The sequence below is a fragment of the Nocardioides sp. SRI_004 genome (genome assembly GCF_057586415.1).
The window spans coordinates 267,229-285,750 of record NZ_JBYCZV010000003.1 but is presented as its reverse complement, the minus strand read 5'-3'; the positions used below and the strand labels follow the sequence as shown (position 1 = coordinate 285,750).

Genomic DNA, 18,522 nt, shown 5'->3' with positions numbered 1-18,522 from the left:
CCGGACGTTACCCGCCGTAGCCGCCGTAGCCGCCGTCGGCACCGTCGCCGTAGGTCGTCGTCATGAGCGCGACGCCGCGCTGCGCGAGCTGGGCGCCGCTGAGCCCGAGGACGTCCTGCAGCACCTTCTCCTGGTCGGCGCCGCCGGCCAGCCGGTCGAGCAGCGCCAGCAGCACCTCCTCGCCGTAGGTGGAGGCGACGTACTCGCACACCCACCAGGACACGGCGTACCACGCCTCGGCGTCGCCGCCCGCGAACTCCGCCTCGCCGGGAAGGCCGGTGACCGTCTCGCCGATGTCGAGGGCGCGCGCGGGCAGGCGCCGCTTGCCGGGCGCCATCGGCCGCACGGAGACGTACTCGGCGATGCCCTCGTTGAGCCACAGCGGCGCGCCGCGGCCGCGGGGGCCGAGCACCGCGTGGGTGAGCTCGTGGCGCACCAGCCGTCCGACGACGGTGTCCGGCTCGTCGAGCACCCGCGGGTTCACGAAGATCCGGTACGACGCCACGCCCTTCCCCGGCGCCAGTGAGTCCACCGGCACGGCGATCGTGAGCCCGTCGGCCCGGTCGGGGTCGCCGACCGTCTGCCCGGCGAGGCCGTCGAGGAAGGTCGGGTCCTGCAGGGAGTAGACGACGACACCGCTGACCTTGTCGTCGTCGGAGCCCACGACCGCCCGCACCTCGGAGCGGCCGGTGCTCGCGGCGTCGAGCACCTCGTCGGCGTCGTCGTCGGTCCAGTCGTCGAAGATCCCGAGCACGCCGGGGGCCTGCTCGACGTGGATCGCGCCGAGGTCCCACGGCTGGGCGTTGCCCGGGTGCTCCTCCTCCCAGCCGTAGTCGGTCGTGGAGCCCACGAGGAGGCGGGAGCCGTCGGCGGTGGGGACGAAGCGGTAGCGGTCGCGGGTCTGGACCGGCGCGGCGTCGTACCCGTCGAGGCGCAGGGCGACGACCACCTCGGCCCAGTACTCCGTCCCGCCGTCGAGGTCGGTGCCCTCGATCGGGGTGATGGTGTCCTCGACGACCCGGATCCGCAGCCGGCCGACGGGCAGCTGGGCGATGTTGTCGAAGTAGACCTGCTCGCTGTCGAGCAGTCCCGCGTCGGTGCGGTCGAGGGTGCGTCGGAAGCGGGTGGCGTCGTCGGCCGTCAGCGCGGCCGCGCGCTGGTTGAGCGTGCGCTGGATGAGCGTGGCCACGTCGTCGTACCCGCCGCCCGAGTAGGTCGGTGGCGGCAGGTCGTCGGAGCAGGCCGCCAGCGGCAGGAGGGCCGCGCAGGTCAGCGCGACGAGGGTCCCCCTCACCCCCAGATCGCTCAGCTCACCGGCTCCCGTCGACGTCGAGGAGCGCCCGGTCGCCCGGCGCCGGCTCCGCGGTGATGTCGTGGACGGCCTGCAGCGCGATCGCCGCCGGGGACAGCCCGATCTGCTCGAGGATCGCAGCTCGCTTGGCGTGGTCGAGGAACTCCTGCGGGATGCCGTGCAGCCGCACCGGGGTGTGGATGCCGGCCTCGGTCAGGGACTGGAGCAGGACGGATCCCACTCCCCCGACGACGCCGTTGTCCTCGATGGTCACCACACGGCGGTGGGTGCGGGCGAGCTCGAGCAGGGCGGGGTCGACCGGCTTGACCCAGCGCGGGTCGACCACGGTGACGCCGATGCCCTGGTCGCGCAGCCGGGCTGCCACGTCGACGGCGATCGGCGCCATCGCGCCCACGGACACGACCAGCACGTCGCGGGCGCCGTCGCGCACCAGTACGTCGCAGCCGCCGGCCTTGCCGATCGCCTCGATGTCGTCGGGCGGCGGGCCCTTCGGGAAGCGGACGACGGTCGGGGCGTCGGAGACCTCGACGGCCTCGTCGAGCAGCTCCCGCATGCGGGTCACGTCGCGCGGCGCGGCGAGCCGGAGGCCGGGCACCACCTGGAGGATCGACATGTCCCACATGCCGTTGTGGCTGGCGCCGTCGTCGCCGGTGACCCCGGAGCGGTCGAGCACGAAGGTGACGCCGCACTTGTGCAGCGCGACGTCCATCAGGACCTGGTCGAAGGCGCGGTTGAGGAAGGTCGCGTAGACGGCGAACACCGGGTGCAGCCCGCCCAGGGCGAGGCCGGCCGCGGAGGTCGCGGCGTGCTGCTCGGCGATGCCGACGTCGAAGGTGCGCTCGGGGAAGCGCTGCTGGAACTTGTCGAGGCCGACCGGGTGCATCATCGCCGCGGTGATGCCGATGACGTCGGGACGGCGCTCGCCGATCTGCACGATGTGCTCGGCGAAGTGGTCGGTCCAGATCAGGCCCTTGGGCTTCTCCGCGCCGGTCTGGACGTCGAACGGCCCCGGGGCATGGAACTGGTCCGCCTCGTGCCGCTCGGCCGGGTCGTAGCCGAAGCCCTTGCGGGTGATGGCGTGCACGATGACCGGCCCGCCGAAGCGCTTGGCCTGGGCGAGCGCCTGCTCCATGGCCGCACGGTCGTGGCCGTCGACCGGGCCGACGTACTTCAGGCCGAGGTCCTCGAACAGGCCCTGCGGGGCCAACGCGTCCTTGAGGCCCTTCTTCATGGCGTGGAGGGCGTCGTAGGCCGCCGCGCCGACGCCGGGCACCGCGTTGAGGCGGCGCTTGACGATGTCGAGGACGGTCTCGTAGCGCGGGTTGGTGCGCAGGCTGGTCAGTGCGGTCGCCAGGCCGCCGATCGTCGGCGTGTAGGACCGGCCGTTGTCGTTGACCACGATGACCAGGCGGCTGTCGTGCTGGATCGCGATGTTGTTGAGCGCCTCCCAGGCCATGCCGCCGGTGAGGGCGCCGTCGCCGATCACGGCCACCGTGTGCCGGTCCTCGCCGCGGATCGCGTAGGCCTTGGCGAGGCCGTCGGCATAGCTCAGCGCGGTGGAGGCGTGGGAGTTCTCGACGATGTCGTGCTCGGACTCGGCCTGGCTCGGGTAGCCGCTCAGGCCGCCCTCGCGGCGCAGCGACCCGAAGTCGGCGGCCCGGCCGGTCACGAGCTTGTGCACGTAGGACTGGTGGCCGGTGTCGAAGACGATCCTGTCCCGCGGCGAGTCGAACACGCGGTGGATGGCCAGGGTCAGCTCGACGACGCCGAGGTTGGGGCCGAGGTGGCCCGAGTTGGTCGCGACGGTGCGGATCATCAGGTCGCGGATCTCGGCCGCCAACTGGGTCAGCTCGTCCTCGGACAGGCCCCGCAGGTCACGCGGGTGGGCGATCTGGTCGAGGACAGGCATGGGGTCCACTTTAGGCCGTCAGAGGTCGTAGACGGCGATCGCGGGCTCGTGGAGGCTCCCCATCCACAGCCGACCGTCGTGCTCCCGCACCCCCGTCACCATGTGGTACGACGCCCCGTGGTCCCCCGGCCGGACGTCCACGTCGTGCACGAGGATCCCGCGCTCGTCGTAGGCGACCGCGCGGACCGTCTCCTTGGGCTTGGGCTGGAGCGCGTCGGGCAGCGAGGTCGCCAGCCGGCGCAGCGCCATCGGGCCCTGCTGGAGCCGCTCGACCACTGGGTCGGTGGGGCTCGCGATGCTGACCCAGATCAGCCCGTCGGTGCCGCGGGCGATGTTGTCGGGGTAGCCGGGCAGGTCGGACGCGAGCAGGTCGCGGGTGCCCGCCTTCGGGCCGCTGGTCCAGTACCGCACCACCGTGCGGGCCGCGGTCTCGGCGACGCAGACGAAGTCCTCCGCGGCCGACAGGGTCACGCCGTTGGCGAAGGCGAGGCCCTCGAGGACGGTGCTGACGGTGCCGTCGGGAGTACGGCGCAGCAGCCGTCCGGTGCGGGTGTTGCGGACGAAGTCGTGCTTCCACTTCTCGATGCCGTACCGGGTCGACGAGTCCGACCACCACAGGGTGCCGTCGGAGCCGATCGCGCCGTTGTTGCAGAACTTCATCGGCAGGCCGGCGACGTCGTCGGTGATCACGTCGATGTGGCCCGCGGCGGGGTCGACCCACAGCAGGCCGCGGTGGGCGTCGCAGACCAGCAGTCGGCCGTCGGGGGCGAACTCGATGCCGAGCGGCCGGCCGCCGGTGTGGGCGACCCGGTCGACCTTCGCTCCGTCGTGCGAGATCCGGAAGATCGCGCCGTCCTCGGTGCCGGTGAACACGGCGCCCTCGTCCGACCCGGAGGTGGCGACGACGACGTCCTCGGCTCCCTGGCCCGGGACGATGAAGGCGGAAAACGTCATGACACCAGCTCCTGGTAGCGGTCGGAGGCGAGGAACGCCGGGAGGATCTTCGCAGCCGCGGTGGTCAGCGGCAGCCCGAGCACGGCCTCCGGCGCGACGAAGACGATCCGCCGGCCCTCCCCGAGCACGATGTCCTCGTCGCGGACGGTCGTCGGGGCGACGTACACGCGGACGGAGTCGTCGGTGCCGTAGGCCTCGTGGAAGACCGTGAATTCCTGCCACAGCGGGAGCCCGGGCGGGGAGACCTCGAGACCGGTCTCCTCCGTGAGCTCGCGGTACGCCGCGTCGTCGGGGTGCTCCCCGTCGTCGACGTGCCCGCCGACGAAGCCCCAGCACTCGGGGTCGATGACCGGGTGCTCGTCGCGCTCCTGCAGCAGGAGCCAGCCGCGGGGGTCGACCAGGAGGACCGAGGCGAACCGTTGCACGGAGCCACCGTAGCGACCCGGTGCAGCGGCCCGCCCCGGCCTGTCCCCGATCACGCCTCCAGGACGTAGAACCTCATGAAGTCGTGCTCGATCGGCGCGTCCCGGACCGCGGAGTAGCCCGCGGCATCGGCGTACTCGCGCAGGGTGGACGGCCGGAAGAGCGCGCCGGTGCCGGCCGAGTCCGCCTCCGCCAGGCCCACCGGCAGGCAGTGGAGCACGCTGGCCGCGCCGAGCAGGCGCTCGACCGGGGACCCGTCGGGCGCGAACTCGTCGGCAGCTCCCTCGTCCATGACGAACACCCGGCCGCCCGGCCGGAGCGCCCGCCGCACGGCTCGCAGCGCCGGCACGGGGTGCGCCATGTCGTGCAGGCTCTCCAGGAAGAGGGCGACGTCGTAGCGGCCCTCACCGTGGTCGGCGTCCGACGCGACGACCTCGAAGCGGGCGCGGTCGCCGACCCCGGCGACGAGCGCGTTGGCGCGCGCGTCCATGACCGACGCCTCGTCGAGGTCCACGCCGTCGACGGTCAGCCCGGCGTAGCCGCGGGCGAGGGCGATGCTCGACCAGCCGACCCCACAGCCGAGGTCGAGGGCGCGCGCCCCCGTCCGGCGCAGCAGGACGTCCACGTCGGGCACCGCAGGCAGCCACTCCTGGACCAGGCGCTGCTCGAAGTCGGCCTTGTTGAACAGGCCCTGCCCGTCGCGGACGTCGTCGCCGTAGGCACCGAAGGAGAGCCCGGTGCCGTGGCGCCAGGCGTCGAGCACCTGGGGAAGCGCGGCGCCGCAGCCACCGCCCAGCAGCGCGAGCGCACCGGCGTAGAAGGGGCTCTCGGCGTCGGCCAGCGCCAGCCGCTGCGCGGGCGAGAGGCCGAAGCGCCGCTGGTACGGCGGCGCCGAGGCGTCGTCGACGGCCACCAGCCCGGCGATCGCCTGCTGCTCGAGCCACTCCCGCACGTAGCGCTCGATCACGCCCGTGCGGGCGGCGACCTCGGCGGACGTGGCGGGCTCGACCAGGGCGTCGTACAGGCCGAGGCGGTGGCCGAGCCACACGGTGGCGATCTCCATCGAGGCCAGCACCTGCTCGAAGATCCGTTCCGTGAGGGCGCCGGCCTCGGCCGCGACCTCCTCGGTGAGCACGGCGCTCACGACGACGCACCGGCGGTGACGCCCATGATCTCCGCCTCGGCGGCGGCGTCCCACGAGCCGGCGCAGGTGCACAGGACCCGGCTGATCCGGCCGTCGGTGACGGTCGCGAGCACCGTCCCCACCGAGAGGTACGACGTCGCGCCGGTCGTGCGCCACGCGTACTCCGCGGCGAAGCCGGTCGGCGTGGGCTGCACGTCCCAGACGTCGAACGTGCGCGCGGGCGCGTCCTCGGCCAGCAGCCGGGTGAGGCCGTCGGGACCGCTCGCCCGCACGATCGCGTGGGGGAACATGCCGACGAACTCGACGTCGTCGGCCCAGGCCGGCCCGGAGGCGTCGGAGGCGGCCACGGCCGACCGGAAGGCCTCGGCCAGCTCGAGGCGGGTGTCGTGGGTGGCGACCGGCTCGAGGTCGGCGTACGACAGCTCGGAGACCATCGGCCCGAGCCGGCTGGCGAGCGCGTCGGTCTCCGGGAGGTGGGAGTTGACCATGGCCGACTCGTAGGAGTCGAAGCCGTTGATGATCACGAAGTGCTGCGGGTCGTTGCGGTCGACGTACACCTGCTCGTGGAGGAGGGTGCGCCGCCCGGCGGTGTCGGCGCGCCACTGGGCGGCGAGCTCGTCGATCTCGGCGAAGCGGTCGGTGCGGAGGTCCTGGACCTGGATGAACGACATGACGGTCTCCTGGGTGTGGAAGGGAGCTGACACCCCGGAGGCGTGAGGAACTCCCTCACACCGGAAGGTCGCCGCACTCCCAGGCGGTCGGGCGCTCGGGGTCGTAGCAGCAGAAGGTGCCGGTCCGGACGGAGCGGCGCAGGTGGCCGGCCAGCGCCGGGTCGACCTCCTCGATCCGGCGGATCGCGTCGCGGATCCGCCAGGTGACCGCGCTCCGGGCGCGCTCGGCCGCGGCACCCGTCCGGCGCGCCCGGCCGCCCAGCCCGTAGGCCGCCCCCAGCTCGGCGACCAGGAAGGACCGTTCCTCCTCCGCGCGGACCTGGCGCTCCGCGTCGCCGTCGAGGGCGGCGGCGTCGATCTCCTCCTCCAGCTCCCCCAGCCTGCGCTTGTACGACGCCCGGGCCGCCTCGTCGAGGACCGGCCCGGTGTCGCCCTCCGGCACCGCGCCGCCCGGTGCACCGGCGAGGTCGAGGGCGTGCACCTCCTGGCCGGGCCGCCCGAGCAGGACCGCGAGGTCGGACATGCCCTTCACGTGGCGCACGACCGCCGCGGACCCGTTGAAGGAGACCTGCCAGACGCCGCCGGCGCGGCGGAAGGAGCCGGTGGCGGGCGCGGCGCGGGCGTCCAGCCCGAGGGCGTCGTACGAGGCCCGGGCGTCGGCCAGCAGCGCGGCGGCCGCCTCGACGTCGCCCGGTCCGCGCCGGGCGAGCAGCACGTCGGCGCGGCTGCGGCGGGCGTGGACGCCGGCGAGCACGGCGCCGGCCGATGCCGCGTCGCGCTCGGCCTGCACCAGGGCGGCCTCCGCTCGGTCGAGGTCCCCCTCGAGCAGGAGCAGCTCGCCGACGAAGCGCGCCACGGGACCGATCGCCCCGGCCCCGATCCCGTCGACGGCGAAGCGCCGGGACCACGGCTCCAGGGCCGCCCGGAGCGTCGCCGCGGCCGACGGCGGGTCGCCGGCGTCACGGCCCGCGAGGGCGACCAGGCACAGGTTGGACAACAGCTCGGAGTCGTCACTCATCGACGCCACCGCCTCGGGCAGGCTGCGCAACGCCGTGGTGCGGACGGCAGCGGGCTGGCCGGGGAACAGGCCGAGGACCTCCATCCCGCCGGGGGCCGTCTCCGCGAAGGCGGTGATGAGGCCCGAGAGCTCGGCGAGGATGTCGCCCGGACGGCACTGCTCGATCGCCGCCCAGCTGCGCTGCACGGCGGCCAGGATGAGGGCGTTGTGGCTGCCGGCCTGCCGCCCGATCCGCTCGGCCTCCCCGGCACAGCGCAGCAGCTCGGCGATGTCGCCCTCGGCATGGGCCAGGAAGCCGCGGAAGAGCGGGACGTACCAGCTGTAGAGCGGCTGGCGCAGCGTCCTGGTCGCCACCTCGAAGGCCACCATGTCCTGCCGCGCCGCCTGCAGCAGCCCCTGCTCGAGGCGCGCCACGATCCGCAGGCGCAGCCCGAGCAGCTCCAGTGGCCGGTCGCCCGCCCGGCGGGCCAGGGCCACGACCTCGCCGGCATCGGCCTCCCGCCGTTCCGAGTACGCCGGCCCGGAGATCGTGTCGCAGCGCGCGGCCAACGCGTGGGCGGTGGCGCGCGGGTCGTCCAGGCGCCGGGCGAGCGCCACCGCGTCCTCCCCCAGTCGGGCACGGCGCTCCTCGGAGCCGGTGAAGGACACGGCCACCGACAACCGGGCCATCACGTCGGCGCGCGCGACCACCTCGCGCTCGCCCAGCAGGGCGAGCGCCTCCTCCAGCAGGTCGAGCTGGGCCTGGTCCCACAGGCGCACCTCGAAGCCACCCAGGCCGGCGGCGAAACCGAGGGCGGCCTCGGCGAGCGCGTCGCCGTCGCCGCACGCCCGGGCCAGCCGCGCGGCCTCGACGAAGTCGCCGCGGGCGGCCTCGAGGTCCTCGTGGGCCAGCACGGCCCGGCCGCGCTCGAGGAGCACCTGGCGTCGTACCTCGCTGGCGGGCGGGGAGGCTCCCAGCGCGGCCGTGAGGTGCTCGGCCGCCTCCTCCCAGGCCTGCCGGGCCATGGCGGCGTCGGCCGCCCGGCGGCTCATCGCGACCGCGTCGGCGGCGTCGACCAGCGGGATCGCGCGGTGCAGGTGCCCGGCGACCTCCGCCGCCACCGTCGGATCGCCGGCCAGGCGGCCGTCGAGCAGCTCGGCCACGTCGCGGTGCAGCTCGCGGACCCGGCCGGCCGGGACCGACCCCGCCACTGCGGCTCGCACGAGGGCGTGCGGCAGCTCGACCCGCCCGGGGACGTCCCTCGCGAGCCCGGCGGCGACCGCCTCGTCGACCAGCGCCGCCACCTCCTGCGGGGACCGACCGGTCAGGTGCTGCACCACGTCGACGGTGCTGGCGTTGCCGGCGACGGCGGCGGCGACGAGGAGCTCGTGGCATGCCTGCGAGACGCGGCCGAGCCGACGGCGGATCACGGCGGTGGCCGACCCGGGCACCTCGGCGAGGATCGCGCCGGTCCCCCGGTCTGCCGCGAGCCGGGCGAGCTCGGCGACGAAGAGCGGGTTGCCGCCCGAGCGCTCGCACACCCGCCGCGCCTCGTCGCCGTCGAGCGCCAGCCCGGCCTCGGCACGCACCAGGTCGCCGACGGCCTCGGCGTCGAGGCCCGTCAGCTCGATCCGGTCGGCCCGCGTGGCGAGCTCGGCGGCGAGCTCGGCGACCACCGGGTCCGGCGCCGCCTCGTGGTCGCGCCAGCCGGCGACGCACAGGACGGGCCGGTGGGCGAGGGTGCGCTCGACGAAGCCCAGCAGGCGCAGCGACCCGGCGTCGGTCCAGTGCACGTCGTCGAGGACGACGAGGAGCGGGCCCTCCTCCGCCACGCGCTCCAGTACCGCGGCCACCGCGTCGAACAGCGCGAACCGGTCCGCCGCAGGGGCGGCCGCGACCGCCGTGCCGGGGAGGAGCGCCAGGGCCTCGGCGGCACGAGGCCCCCAGTCGCGGTCGCCCGCGGTGTCGCCGAAGGCGTCGCGCAGCACCTGGACCCACAGCCAGAAGGGTGGGGTGCCGGGGTCCTCCCAGCCGGCACCGTGCAGCATCCGGAACCCGAGGCCGTCGGCCAGCCGACGCGCCTCACCGAGGATCCGGGTCTTGCCGATGCCCGCTTCGCCGCTGACCCACACCAGGCCGCCCGCGCCGCGTGCGGCCCGGGCGAGCCTCTCCGAGAGGCGCGCGCTCACGGCGTCGCGGCCGAGGAGCAGCGGCTCCCCCGCGGTCGCCATGGCCAGCAGGCTACCCGCGGACCCGCCCGCCCGTCAGCGCCCTCGTCAGGCGACGGGGTCGGCCCGGCCGGTGAGGTCGGCGAGCTCGGCCGGGTCGACGCCCCCGTTGCAGGAGGCGTACGGCTCGGGCGCGGTGCTCCCGGCGCCGTACTCGGCGATGAAGAGGGCGATCCTCGGGTCCTCCGGGCCGGTCAGGTCCAGCTGGCGGCCCCAGACGGTGATCACGACCGGCGCCGCCTGGTCCGGGTACGGCGACAGCAGCCCGTTGGCGGGCAGCTGCTCCTCGAGCCGGTCGACGCCGTCGTCGTCGACGTCGTCGGGCCGGTAGGTGATCCACGTGCTGCCGTGCTCCAGGTCGTGGACCGCGCCGACCTCGGGCAGCGGCTCGTCGTAGGCACCGCACTCGATCCAGACCGGGGCGTGGTCACCGCCGACGGCCGGGGACTGCGGGTAGTCGTGGTCCTCGCCGAGCGGCAGGTGCTGGTAGGTCAGGTCGTCGTAGGTACGGACCGCCGCGAGGTCGCTGGTGTCGACCGACGAGGTGTCCTCGTCGTCCGAGTCACCGGCCGTCGCCCCGTCGTCGTCCCCGGACAGCAGCAGCGGGACGAGCACAGCCGCCGCCACCAGCGCGATCGCCGCCACGACCGCGAGCACGACGGGCAGCACGCGGCTGCGCCGCGGCGGCGGGGGTGCGGGGAACCAGGCGGGCGGTGGGGCAATCGGGGGGTACGCCGGCGGCGTGCCGTACGGCGGCGGCGGAGGCGGCTGGGTCACTGCTCCAGCGCCTTCTCCACCCGCTCGACCTTCGCGCTGAGCTCGCCGGTGAACCCCGGCCGGATGTCGGCCTTCAGCACGAGCCCGACCCGCGGCGAGACCGCGGCGACGACGTCGACGGCACGCTTCACGACAGCCATCACCTCGTCCCACTCCCCCTCGATGTTGGTGAACATCGCGTTGGTCTCGTTGGGCAGCCCGGACTCGCGGACCACGCGGACGGCGGCGGCGACCGCCTCGGACACCCCACCGGTGTCGTCGGCGGTCGAGGGGCTGATGCTGAAGGCGACGAGCATGGCCCCACCTTAGAGACCGCTCAGGTCACCCGGGACAGGCTGCCGGGTCGGGAGCGGATGGCCGTCGACGCCGGCGTCCTCGCCGTCCGCGAGCTCCGGCGCCTGCGTCCGCAGCCGGGTCAGGGCGTCGCGGGCCTGCGACTTCACCGTGCCGACCGAGATCCCGAGCGCCGCGGCAGTCTGCGCCTCGGTGAGGTCCTCGTAGTAGCGCAGCACGATGACGGCCCGCTGTCGTGGCGCGAGCCGGGCGAGCGCCGCGCGCAGCACCAGGCGCTCGTCGTGCCGGTCGTCGTCCCGCACGGCCCGGTCCGGGAGGACGTCGGTGTGCACCTCGCGCCAGCGCCTGCGGCGCCACCGGTTGACGCTCTCGCGGGCGAGGACGGTGCGGACGTAGGGGTCGGGGTCGTCGACGATCCGGTGCCACTTCGCGACCACGTTGAGCAGCGCGTTCTGGACCAGGTCCTCGGCCGCGTGGCTGTCTCCCGTCAGGAGGTACGCCGTGCGAAGCAGCGCTCCGCGCCGCGCGGCGACGTACGCCTCGAACGAGGCCTGGAGCTCGTCGCGGTCAGACACGCCGCCTCCACCAGGTCACGAACGCCGCCGCGGCCAGCAGCGCAATGCCGGGGCCGGCGAACCACCACGGCGTCCGCGGATCGCTGGCGTCGGGCGGGCGGACGCCGTCGACGAGCGGGTTCGCCCAGAGGTCGGCGGCGTAGGACGGCAGGTCGAACAGGTCCTCGCTGACGTCCAGGCGGAGATCGGTGGACACGAGCGTGGCCAGATCGACCTCGACAGCGCGGCCCGTCGGGAGGTCCCGGATCACCACGTGCGTCGCGTCGCGCCAGCCCAACAGCTGCTCGGGCACCATGTCGAGCCTCACCTGGCGCACATCCCTGGGGCTGGCCCCGACGAACAACCGCCAGTCCGCTTGATCGGTCTCCCCGAAGGCGATCGCCGCGAAGCTCCGCTCCGGGCCGTACGACGCCTGGACCACCTTGAAGCCGCTGCGCTCCGACGTCGTCCGGCCCGTGACGGGGTCGAAGGTGAAGGTCCGGTCGCCCCGCGACCACACCGTGCCCGCCGGCGCGCTCCCCATGTTCGGCAACCAGTACCTCCCCGCGGGTTCGGCCACCCGGCGCGCCCCGGTCGCCACGTCCCACAGCACCAGGGAGTGCGCGCGATCGGCGTCGCTGCCCGTCAGCGAGTACGACACCTCGAGGTACCGCGAGTCACCGCTGAAGGTCAGCCCGGACACGTCCATGCCCTTGATGACCGGATTGTCGGGGTCGCTGAGCCTCCGGGCCCGGCCCGTCATGGTGTCGAGGACGGCGAAGCCGTTCACGACGGGCTCGGTCCCCCCGGTGTAGCGGACCCAAGCGACCTTGGTGCCGTCCGGGGACAGCACCGGACCGCCCGGACCGAACCCGTCCTCCCCCGTCCAGGGCAGGTCGAGGAACACCGCGGAACCGTCGACGGCAGAGACGCCGAAGGCCGCGAAGCTCTCGACATGCCCGCGGATGCCGGTCGGCTCGAACTTCGAGGCCGTGCCGATGGCGGCCAGCGGCCCGGGCGTCGTCGTGCTCTCCGCCCACGGGTCGGGCGGGTACACCATCCGCGGCAGGTGCAGCTCGCCGAAGGGAACCTGGACCGGCTCGGGCTCCTCAGGCGCCGTCGTCCGCAGCAGGCCCGCCAGTGCGGCCACGACCACCACGGCAGCCGCCACGGCGCCGAGCCGCGCGTTCCGGCGGCGTCGCTGGCGTCGTACTCCTTGCTGCCACAGCCCGGGGACGGGCCCACCCGTCGGGGCAGCGTCGGCCAGGTCGGCGAGCTGGTCGTGCAGGGTGCTCATGGTGTCCTCCGAGGGGTGATCTCACCACGACACACGTCGTGAGGCGCTCACGGGGAGGGGTCGGCCCCGGAAGTTTCTCAGCGGGCAGCCCACCGGTGGACTAGCTCGGCGAACCCCGCCTCCGCCTCGGCCCGCAGCTGCGGGCTGGGCGGCGAGGACCGGTCCGGCTCCGCTGCGAAGACCGCCAGCACCCAGCGCGCGATCGCGGGCGGCACCGACGCGCTGCCGAGCTCGCGGGTGCGGGCCTTGAGGGCGCGCAGGGCCTCCAGCTCGTCGCGTACGTCGGCCGGCACGTCCGCCTGCGCGAGCAGCTCGTCGAGGTTCATCGGCGGGACGCCGTCATGGTCGTCCAGCCAGCGCAGGGTCACCGCCGGGCGGATGGCGTAGAAGACCTTCTTGAGGCGGACCTGGCCGGCGTCGTCGTGCGCGCGGGTCCACTGCGCGCGGCCGACGTGGAGGTAGTGCCGCCGGACCCGGGAGGTGTCGCTGACACGGGCCACGAGGCCGAGCAGCGCGTCGCGGAAGGCCGCGTCGCCGTCGTACACGTGGGGCGAGCGGAGCCACTCGCCCACCGTGGCATTGCCGGCCGTGGCGAGCCGCACCGCCTTGGCCACGTCCCAGCCGTTGGCGTCGAGCAGGCCCTCGAGCGGGGTCTCGATCACGTCGCGCGCAGGCCAGAGGGAGGAGTACGACGCACGCGGCCGCACGAAGAAGAAGCGGCAGTCGTAGTCGCTGTCGGGCGAGGCGAAGCCCCACGCCCGGCTGCCGCTCTCGATGGCCCACGGGATGCGCACCCCGTGCTCGACCGCGACCGAGGCCAGGCGCGCGTCGATCGCGGCGACCACGGCGGGGTCGAAGTCGGCGGGCACGGAGCGCATGGGCGGCACGGTACGGCAGACGCCGAACGGCCCGCCGCTCCTTTCCGGGAGCGACGGGCCGTCGGTTCGAGCGGGTGTCAGCCGCGCAGCAGGTTGCGCAGGACGTACTGCATGATGCCGCCGTTGCGGTAGTAGTTCGCCTCGCCGGGGGTGTCGATGCGGACGACCGCGTCGAACTCCACACCGGTGTCGGTGGTGACCTTCACCGTCGACGGCGTGGTGCCGTCGTTGAGCTCGGTGATGCCCGCGATGGAGAACGTCTCCTCGCCGGTCAGGCCGAGCGACTCGGCGTTCTGGCCCTCGGGGTACTGCAGCGGGATGACGCCCATGCCGATGAGGTTGGAGCGGTGGATCCGCTCGTAGCTCTCGGCGATGACCGCCTTCACGCCCAGCAGCGAGGTGCCCTTGGCCGCCCAGTCGCGCGACGAGCCGGAGCCGTACTCCTTGCCGGCCAGGACGACCAGCGGGATGCCGGCGGCCTGGTAGTTGACCGAGGCGTCGTACACGGTGGTGACGGGGCCGTCCGCGACGGTGAAGTCACGGGTGAAGCCGCCCTCGGTGCCCGGCGCGATCTGGTTGCGCAGGCGGATGTTGGCGAACGTGCCGCGGATCATGACCTCGTGGTTGCCACGGCGCGAGCCGTAGGAGTTGAAGTCGCGCGGGCTGACGCCGTTCTCCGTGAGGTACTTGCCCGCGGGCGAGTCGGCCTTGATCGAGCCGGCCGGCGAGATGTGGTCGGTGGTGACCGAGTCGCCGAGCTTGAGCAGGACGCGGGCACCGTCGATGTCGGTGACCGGGGCCGGCTCGTCGGGCATGCCGTCGAAGTACGGCGCCTTGCGGACGTAGGTCGACGCCTCGTCCCACGTGAAGGTGTTGCCCTCCGGGGTGGGCAGCGAGCGCCAGCGCTCGTCGCCCTTGAAGACGTCGGCGTAGGACTCGGCGAACATCTCGGAGTTGATCGCACCCGCGATGGTCTCCTCGACCTCGGCCGGCGAGGGCCAGATGTCCTTGAGGAAGACGTCGTTGCCGTCAGCGTCCTGGCCCAGCGCGTCGTTGAACAGGTCGACGTCCATCGAGCCGGCGAGCGCGTAGGCGACGACCAGCGGCGGGGAGGCCAGGTAGTTCATCTTGATGTCCGGGCTGATCCGGCCCTCGAAGTTGCGGTTGCCGGAGAGCACCGAGACGACGGCGAGGTCGTTCTCGTTGACCGCGGCGGAGACCTCGGGGATGAGCGGGCCGGAGTTGCCGATGCAGGTGACGCAGCCGTAGCCGACCAGGTTGAAGCCCAGCTTGTCGAGGTACGGCGTCAGGCCGGCCTTGTCGTAGTAGTCCGACACGACCTGCGAGCCGGGCGCGAGGGTGGTCTTGACCCACGGCTTGCGGGTCAGGCCCTTCTCGACGGCCTTCTTGGCGAGCAGCGCGGCGCCGATCATGACCGACGGGTTGGACGTGTTGGTGCAGGAGGTGATCGAGGCGATCGTCACCGCACCGTGGTCCAGCGTGAAGGTCGTGCCGTCCTCGAGCGTGACCTCGACGGGCGTGGAGGCCCGGCCACCGTCGGCGGGCGCGGCCGACAGGTGGTTGCTCGGGGCCGGGGCGCCGTTGGCCTGGTTGGGGTCGTGCGACGGGGCGTCGGACGCCGGGAAGGACTCCTCGACGGCCTCGTCGTAGCCCTGGGCGTCCTGCGCCTCGCCGGCGTAGTCGACCAGCGCGCCACGGAAGGCCTCCTTGGCCTCGGAGACCAGGACGCGGTCCTGCGGACGCTTCGGGCCGGCGATCGACGGGACGACGGTCGCGAGGTCGAGCTCGAGCTTCTCGGAGTAGCGCGGCTCGGCGGCCGGGTCGAGCCAGAGGCCCTGCTGCTTGGCGTAGGTCTCGACGAGCGCGATCTGCTCCTCGGACCGGCCGGTCAGGCGCAGGTAGTTGGTGGTCTCCTCGTCGATCGGGAAGACCGCGATCGTGGAGCCGAACTCCGGCGACATGTTGCCGATGGTCGCGCGGTTGGCCAGCGGCAGCGCCGAGACGCCCGGGCCGTAGAACTCGACGAACTTGCCGACGACGCCGTGCTTGCGGACCATCTCGGTGATGGTGAGCACGAGGTCGGTGGCGGTGGAGCCCTCGGGCAGCTCGCCGGACAGCTTGAAGCCGACGACGCGCGGGATCAGCATGGAGACCGGCTGGCCGAGCATGGCGGCCTCGGCCTCGATGCCGCCGACGCCCCAGCCGACGACGCCGATGCCGTTGACCATGGTGGTGTGGGAGTCGGTGCCGACGCAGGTGTCGGGGTAGGCCAGCAGCTCGCCGTCGACCTCACGGGTGAAGACCGTGCGGGCGAGGTGCTCGATGTTGACCTGGTGGACGATGCCGGTGCCCGGGGGGACGACCTTGAAGTCGTCGAAGGCGCCCTGGCCCCAGCGCAGGAACTGGTAGCGCTCGCGGTTGCGCTCGTACTCGATCTCGACGTTGCGCTGGAACGCCTCGGGCGAGCCGAAGACGTCGGCCATGACGGAGTGGTCGATGACCATCTCGGCCGGCGCGAGCGGGTTGATCTTGGTCGCGTCGCCGCCGAGCTCGGCCATCGCCTCGCGCATGGTGGCGAGGTCGACGACACAGGGGACGCCGGTGAAGTCCTGCATGATCACGCGCGCCGGCGTGAACTGGATCTCCTTGTCGGGCTGGGCGGTCTCGTCCCAGCCGGCGAGGGCCTTGATGTCCTCCGCCGTGATGTCCGCGCCGTCCTCGGTGCGGAGCAGGTTCTCGAGGAGCACCTTGAGGGAGAAGGGCAGGCTCTCGACGTCGAGGCCCTCACCCTTGACCGCGTCGAGGCGGAAGATCTCGTAGGACTTGCCGTCCACGTCCAGGGTGCTCTTCGCGCCGAAGCTGTTCTTGCTGGCCATCGCGTCTCCGTCTTCGTCGACTGATCGGTGTCGGATAGGTCTCCACCCCGCATCCTGCCGCCGGGGCCCGGCGTACGGATAGTGAGGCTGACCTAAGTTCTGCGGGGCTCGGGAGTCCCGATATCTCTTGATATCAAGATACACGACCTGAAGGCAGATCTCCACGCCCGTCCACGATCGCGTACGGCGTGTCCTCGGCGAACTGGGTCCGGTAGAGCTCCTCGTAGCGGCCACCCGCCGTGACCAGCTCGGCGTGGGTGCCACGCTCGACGATGCGGCCGCCCTCGACCACGACGATCAGGTCCGCCGCCCGGATCGTGGAGAGCCGGTGGGCGATCACCAGGGCGGTCCGCCCGCTCAGCGCCTCGGCCAGCGCCGCCTGGACCGCCGCCTCCGAGGTGGAGTCCAGGGATGCGGTCGCCTCGTCGAGGATGACCACCCGCGGCTGCTTCAGCAGCAGCCGCGCGATCGTCAGTCGCTGCCGTTCCCCACCGGAGAGCCGGTAGCCGCGCTCCCCCACGACCGTGTCGAGCCCGTCGGGCAGGGACCGGACCAGGTCCGCGAGCCGGGCCCGGGTCACCGCGTCCCACAGCTCCTCCTCGCTCGCGCCCGGGCGGGCGAAGAGCAGGTTGCCGCGGATCGAGTCGTGGAAGAGGTGGCCGTCCTGGGTCACCATGCCGACCGCGTCGCGGATCGCCGCGGCGCTCAGGTCCCGCACGTCGGTGCCCGCCAGGCGTACGACGCCCGCGTCGACGTCGTACAGGCGGGAGACGAGCTGGGCGATCGTCGACTTGCCGGCGCCCGAGGAGCCGACCAGCGCGACGACCTGGCCGGGCTCGGCCCGCAGCGAGATCCCGTGGAGGACCTCCTCTCCCCCACGCGCGTCGAGCACCGCGACGGACTCGAGGGAGGCCAGCGAGACCTTGTCGGCCGACGGGTAGGCGAAGCGGACGTCGTCGAGCTCCACGGAGACCGGACCGTCGGGCAGGTCGCCGGCATCCGGCTTGTCCTTGATCAGCGGCTCCAGGTCGAGCACCTCGAAGACCCGGTCGAAGCTGACCAGCGCGCTCATCACGTCGACGCGCGCGCTGGCCAGGGAGGTCAGCGGCGCGTAGAGCCGGGTCAGCAGCAGCGAGAGGGCGACGACGTCACCCGCGTCGAGGCTGCCCCGGATCGCGGCGAGCCCCCCGACGCCGTACACGACGGCGACGGCGAGCGCGGAGACCAGCGTGAGCGCGGTGACGAAGGTGGTCTGCACCATGGCGGTGCGCACGCCGATCTGCGCGACGCGCTCGGCGCGGGCGGCGAACTCCGCGGACTCCTGCTCGGGACGGCCGAACAGCTTGACCAGCGTGGCGCCGGGCGCCGAGAAGCGCTCGGTCATCTGGTTGCCCATCGCGGCGTTGTGGTCGGCCGCCTCGCGCTGGATGCCGGCCAGGCGCCGGCCCATCCGGCGGGCCGGGACCACGAAGACGGGCAGCAGCACGAGCGCCAGCAGGGTGACCTGCCACGAGATGCCGAGCATCACGACGAGGGTCAGGGTCAGGGTGACGAGGTTGCCGACGACGCCCGAGAGCGTCGTGCTGAACGCCCGCTGGGCGCCGATCACGTCGTTGTTGAGCCGGCTGACCAGCGCCCCGGTGCGGGTGCGGCTGAAGAACGCCACCGGCATCCGCTGCACGTGGTCGAAGACCGCCGTCCGCAGGTCGAGGATCAGGCCCTCGCCGATCCGCGACGAGAGCCAGCGGCCGAGCAGCCCGAAGGCGGCGTCCGCGACGGCGAGGCCGGCGATGGCCAGGGCCAGACCGGTCACGAGTCCCTCGCGGTCGCCCTCGACGATCGCGTCGACGACCCGGCCGGCGAGCACGGGCGTGGCGACGGCGAGCGCGGACGTCACGACGCTGAGGACCACGAACCCGATCAGCTTGCGGCGGTGCGGGCGGGCGAAGGTGAGGATCCGCCGGGCGGTCGCCGTGCTGAAACCGCGGTCGACCTCCGGTCCGTGCATCCCCCGGTAGACCTGGTTCCAGGCGATCGACTCCATGCTCATGCAAGAGACGTTAGAACCTCAAGTCGAGTTGAGGACAAGCCGAGGATCCGATCCGGCCGCGAAGAAAAGTCGTGGCGGGTTGTCGTATCGGTCCAGGAGTGTTCGTGGAGAGGATGAGAAGCGCCCCCGAACCGGC

At 73.4% G+C, this 18,522-nt stretch carries 14 protein-coding genes; all 14 read right to left on the bottom strand.

All coding sequences use genetic code 11. From position 1 onward, the window contains the following. Positions 1 to 7: 7 nt before the first annotated feature. A complete protein-coding gene (locus AC2YHB_RS05360) occupies positions 8 to 1,294 on the bottom strand; it encodes a gluzincin family metallopeptidase (protein WP_487353615.1) in 1,287 nt (428 codons plus the stop codon). A 16-nt stretch (positions 1,295 to 1,310) separates the two neighbouring features. Then, positions 1,311 to 3,221 (bottom strand): 1-deoxy-D-xylulose-5-phosphate synthase, encoded by a 1,911-nt coding sequence (gene dxs / locus AC2YHB_RS05355; protein WP_487353614.1) that lies wholly within the window; start codon positions 3,219 to 3,221, stop codon positions 1,311 to 1,313. An 18-nt stretch (positions 3,222 to 3,239) separates the two neighbouring features. Beyond that, complete coding sequence (locus AC2YHB_RS05350; RefSeq protein WP_487353613.1) at positions 3,240 to 4,175, bottom strand: SMP-30/gluconolactonase/LRE family protein; 936 nt, start codon at positions 4,173 to 4,175, stop codon at positions 3,240 to 3,242. After that, entirely contained in the window at positions 4,172 to 4,600 is a 429-nt protein-coding gene (locus AC2YHB_RS05345) for an NUDIX hydrolase (protein ID WP_036542666.1), read from the bottom strand. Before AC2YHB_RS05345 ends, AC2YHB_RS05350 begins: the two co-directional genes overlap by 4 nt. 50 nt (positions 4,601 to 4,650) lie before the next feature. Next, complete coding sequence (locus tag AC2YHB_RS05340; protein ID WP_487353612.1) at positions 4,651 to 5,742, bottom strand: class I SAM-dependent methyltransferase; 1,092 nt, start codon at positions 5,740 to 5,742, stop codon at positions 4,651 to 4,653. Next, positions 5,739 to 6,413: a nuclear transport factor 2-like protein gene (locus tag AC2YHB_RS05335; protein ID WP_487353611.1), complete on the bottom strand. Its 675-nt coding sequence runs from the start codon at positions 6,411 to 6,413 to the stop codon at positions 5,739 to 5,741. Before AC2YHB_RS05335 ends, AC2YHB_RS05340 begins: the two co-directional genes overlap by 4 nt. Positions 6,414 to 6,468: 55 nt before the next feature. Next, on the bottom strand, positions 6,469 to 9,642 hold the full coding sequence (locus tag AC2YHB_RS05330; protein WP_487353610.1) for an ATP-binding protein: 3,174 nt from the start codon (positions 9,640 to 9,642) through the stop codon (positions 6,469 to 6,471). 45 nt (positions 9,643 to 9,687) lie between these two features. After that, positions 9,688 to 10,416 (bottom strand): thioredoxin-like domain-containing protein, encoded by a 729-nt coding sequence (locus AC2YHB_RS05325; RefSeq protein WP_179651007.1) that lies wholly within the window; start codon positions 10,414 to 10,416, stop codon positions 9,688 to 9,690. Beyond that, the gene (locus AC2YHB_RS05320; RefSeq protein ID WP_036542661.1) at positions 10,413 to 10,712 is read right to left on the bottom strand and encodes a thiamine-binding protein; all 300 of its coding nucleotides are present in this window, start codon (positions 10,710 to 10,712) and stop codon (positions 10,413 to 10,415) included. Before AC2YHB_RS05320 ends, AC2YHB_RS05325 begins: the two co-directional genes overlap by 4 nt. 9 nt (positions 10,713 to 10,721) lie before the next feature. Further along, positions 10,722 to 11,285, bottom strand: a complete 564-nt coding sequence (locus AC2YHB_RS05315) for a SigE family RNA polymerase sigma factor (RefSeq protein WP_179651005.1) — start codon at positions 11,283 to 11,285, stop codon at positions 10,722 to 10,724. After that, positions 11,278 to 12,561, bottom strand: coding sequence for a beta-propeller domain-containing protein (locus AC2YHB_RS05310; RefSeq protein ID WP_179651003.1), 1,284 nt, complete (start codon positions 12,559 to 12,561; stop codon positions 11,278 to 11,280). The genes AC2YHB_RS05315 and AC2YHB_RS05310 overlap by 8 nt, the downstream gene beginning before the upstream one ends. Before the next feature lie 77 nt (positions 12,562 to 12,638). After that, positions 12,639 to 13,439, bottom strand: coding sequence for a nucleotidyltransferase domain-containing protein (locus tag AC2YHB_RS05305; protein ID WP_179651001.1), 801 nt, complete (start codon positions 13,437 to 13,439; stop codon positions 12,639 to 12,641). A gap of 77 nt (positions 13,440 to 13,516) precedes the next feature. After that, entirely contained in the window at positions 13,517 to 16,336 is a 2,820-nt protein-coding gene (locus AC2YHB_RS05300) for an aconitate hydratase (protein WP_179650999.1), read from the bottom strand. 133 nt (positions 16,337 to 16,469) lie between these two features. After that, positions 16,470 to 18,380, bottom strand: coding sequence for an ABC transporter ATP-binding protein (locus tag AC2YHB_RS05295; RefSeq protein WP_373366970.1), 1,911 nt, complete (start codon positions 18,378 to 18,380; stop codon positions 16,470 to 16,472). Between the last annotated feature and the right edge of the window lie 142 nt (positions 18,381 to 18,522).

What these genes read in the sequence shown, in the direction of transcription:
- dxs (WP_487353614.1), bottom strand. Translation starts at nt 3,221, where the DNA reads ATGCCTGTCCTCGACCAGATCGCCCACCCGCGTGACCTGCGGGGCCTG.
- AC2YHB_RS05350 (WP_487353613.1), bottom strand. Translation starts at nt 4,175, where the DNA reads ATGACGTTTTCCGCCTTCATCGTCCCGGGCCAGGGAGCCGAGGACGTC.
- AC2YHB_RS05335 (WP_487353611.1), bottom strand. Translation starts at nt 6,413, where the DNA reads ATGTCGTTCATCCAGGTCCAGGACCTCCGCACCGACCGCTTCGCCGAG.
- AC2YHB_RS05330 (WP_487353610.1), bottom strand. Translation starts at nt 9,642, where the DNA reads ATGGCGACCGCGGGGGAGCCGCTGCTCCTCGGCCGCGACGCCGTGAGC.
- AC2YHB_RS05320 (WP_036542661.1), bottom strand. Translation starts at nt 10,712, where the DNA reads ATGCTCGTCGCCTTCAGCATCAGCCCCTCGACCGCCGACGACACCGGT.
- AC2YHB_RS05310 (WP_179651003.1), bottom strand. Translation starts at nt 12,561, where the DNA reads ATGAGCACCCTGCACGACCAGCTCGCCGACCTGGCCGACGCTGCCCCG.
- AC2YHB_RS05305 (WP_179651001.1), bottom strand. Translation starts at nt 13,439, where the DNA reads ATGCGCTCCGTGCCCGCCGACTTCGACCCCGCCGTGGTCGCCGCGATC.
- AC2YHB_RS05300 (WP_179650999.1), bottom strand. Translation starts at nt 16,336, where the DNA reads ATGGCCAGCAAGAACAGCTTCGGCGCGAAGAGCACCCTGGACGTGGAC.
- AC2YHB_RS05295 (WP_373366970.1), bottom strand. Translation starts at nt 18,380, where the DNA reads ATGGAGTCGATCGCCTGGAACCAGGTCTACCGGGGGATGCACGGACCG.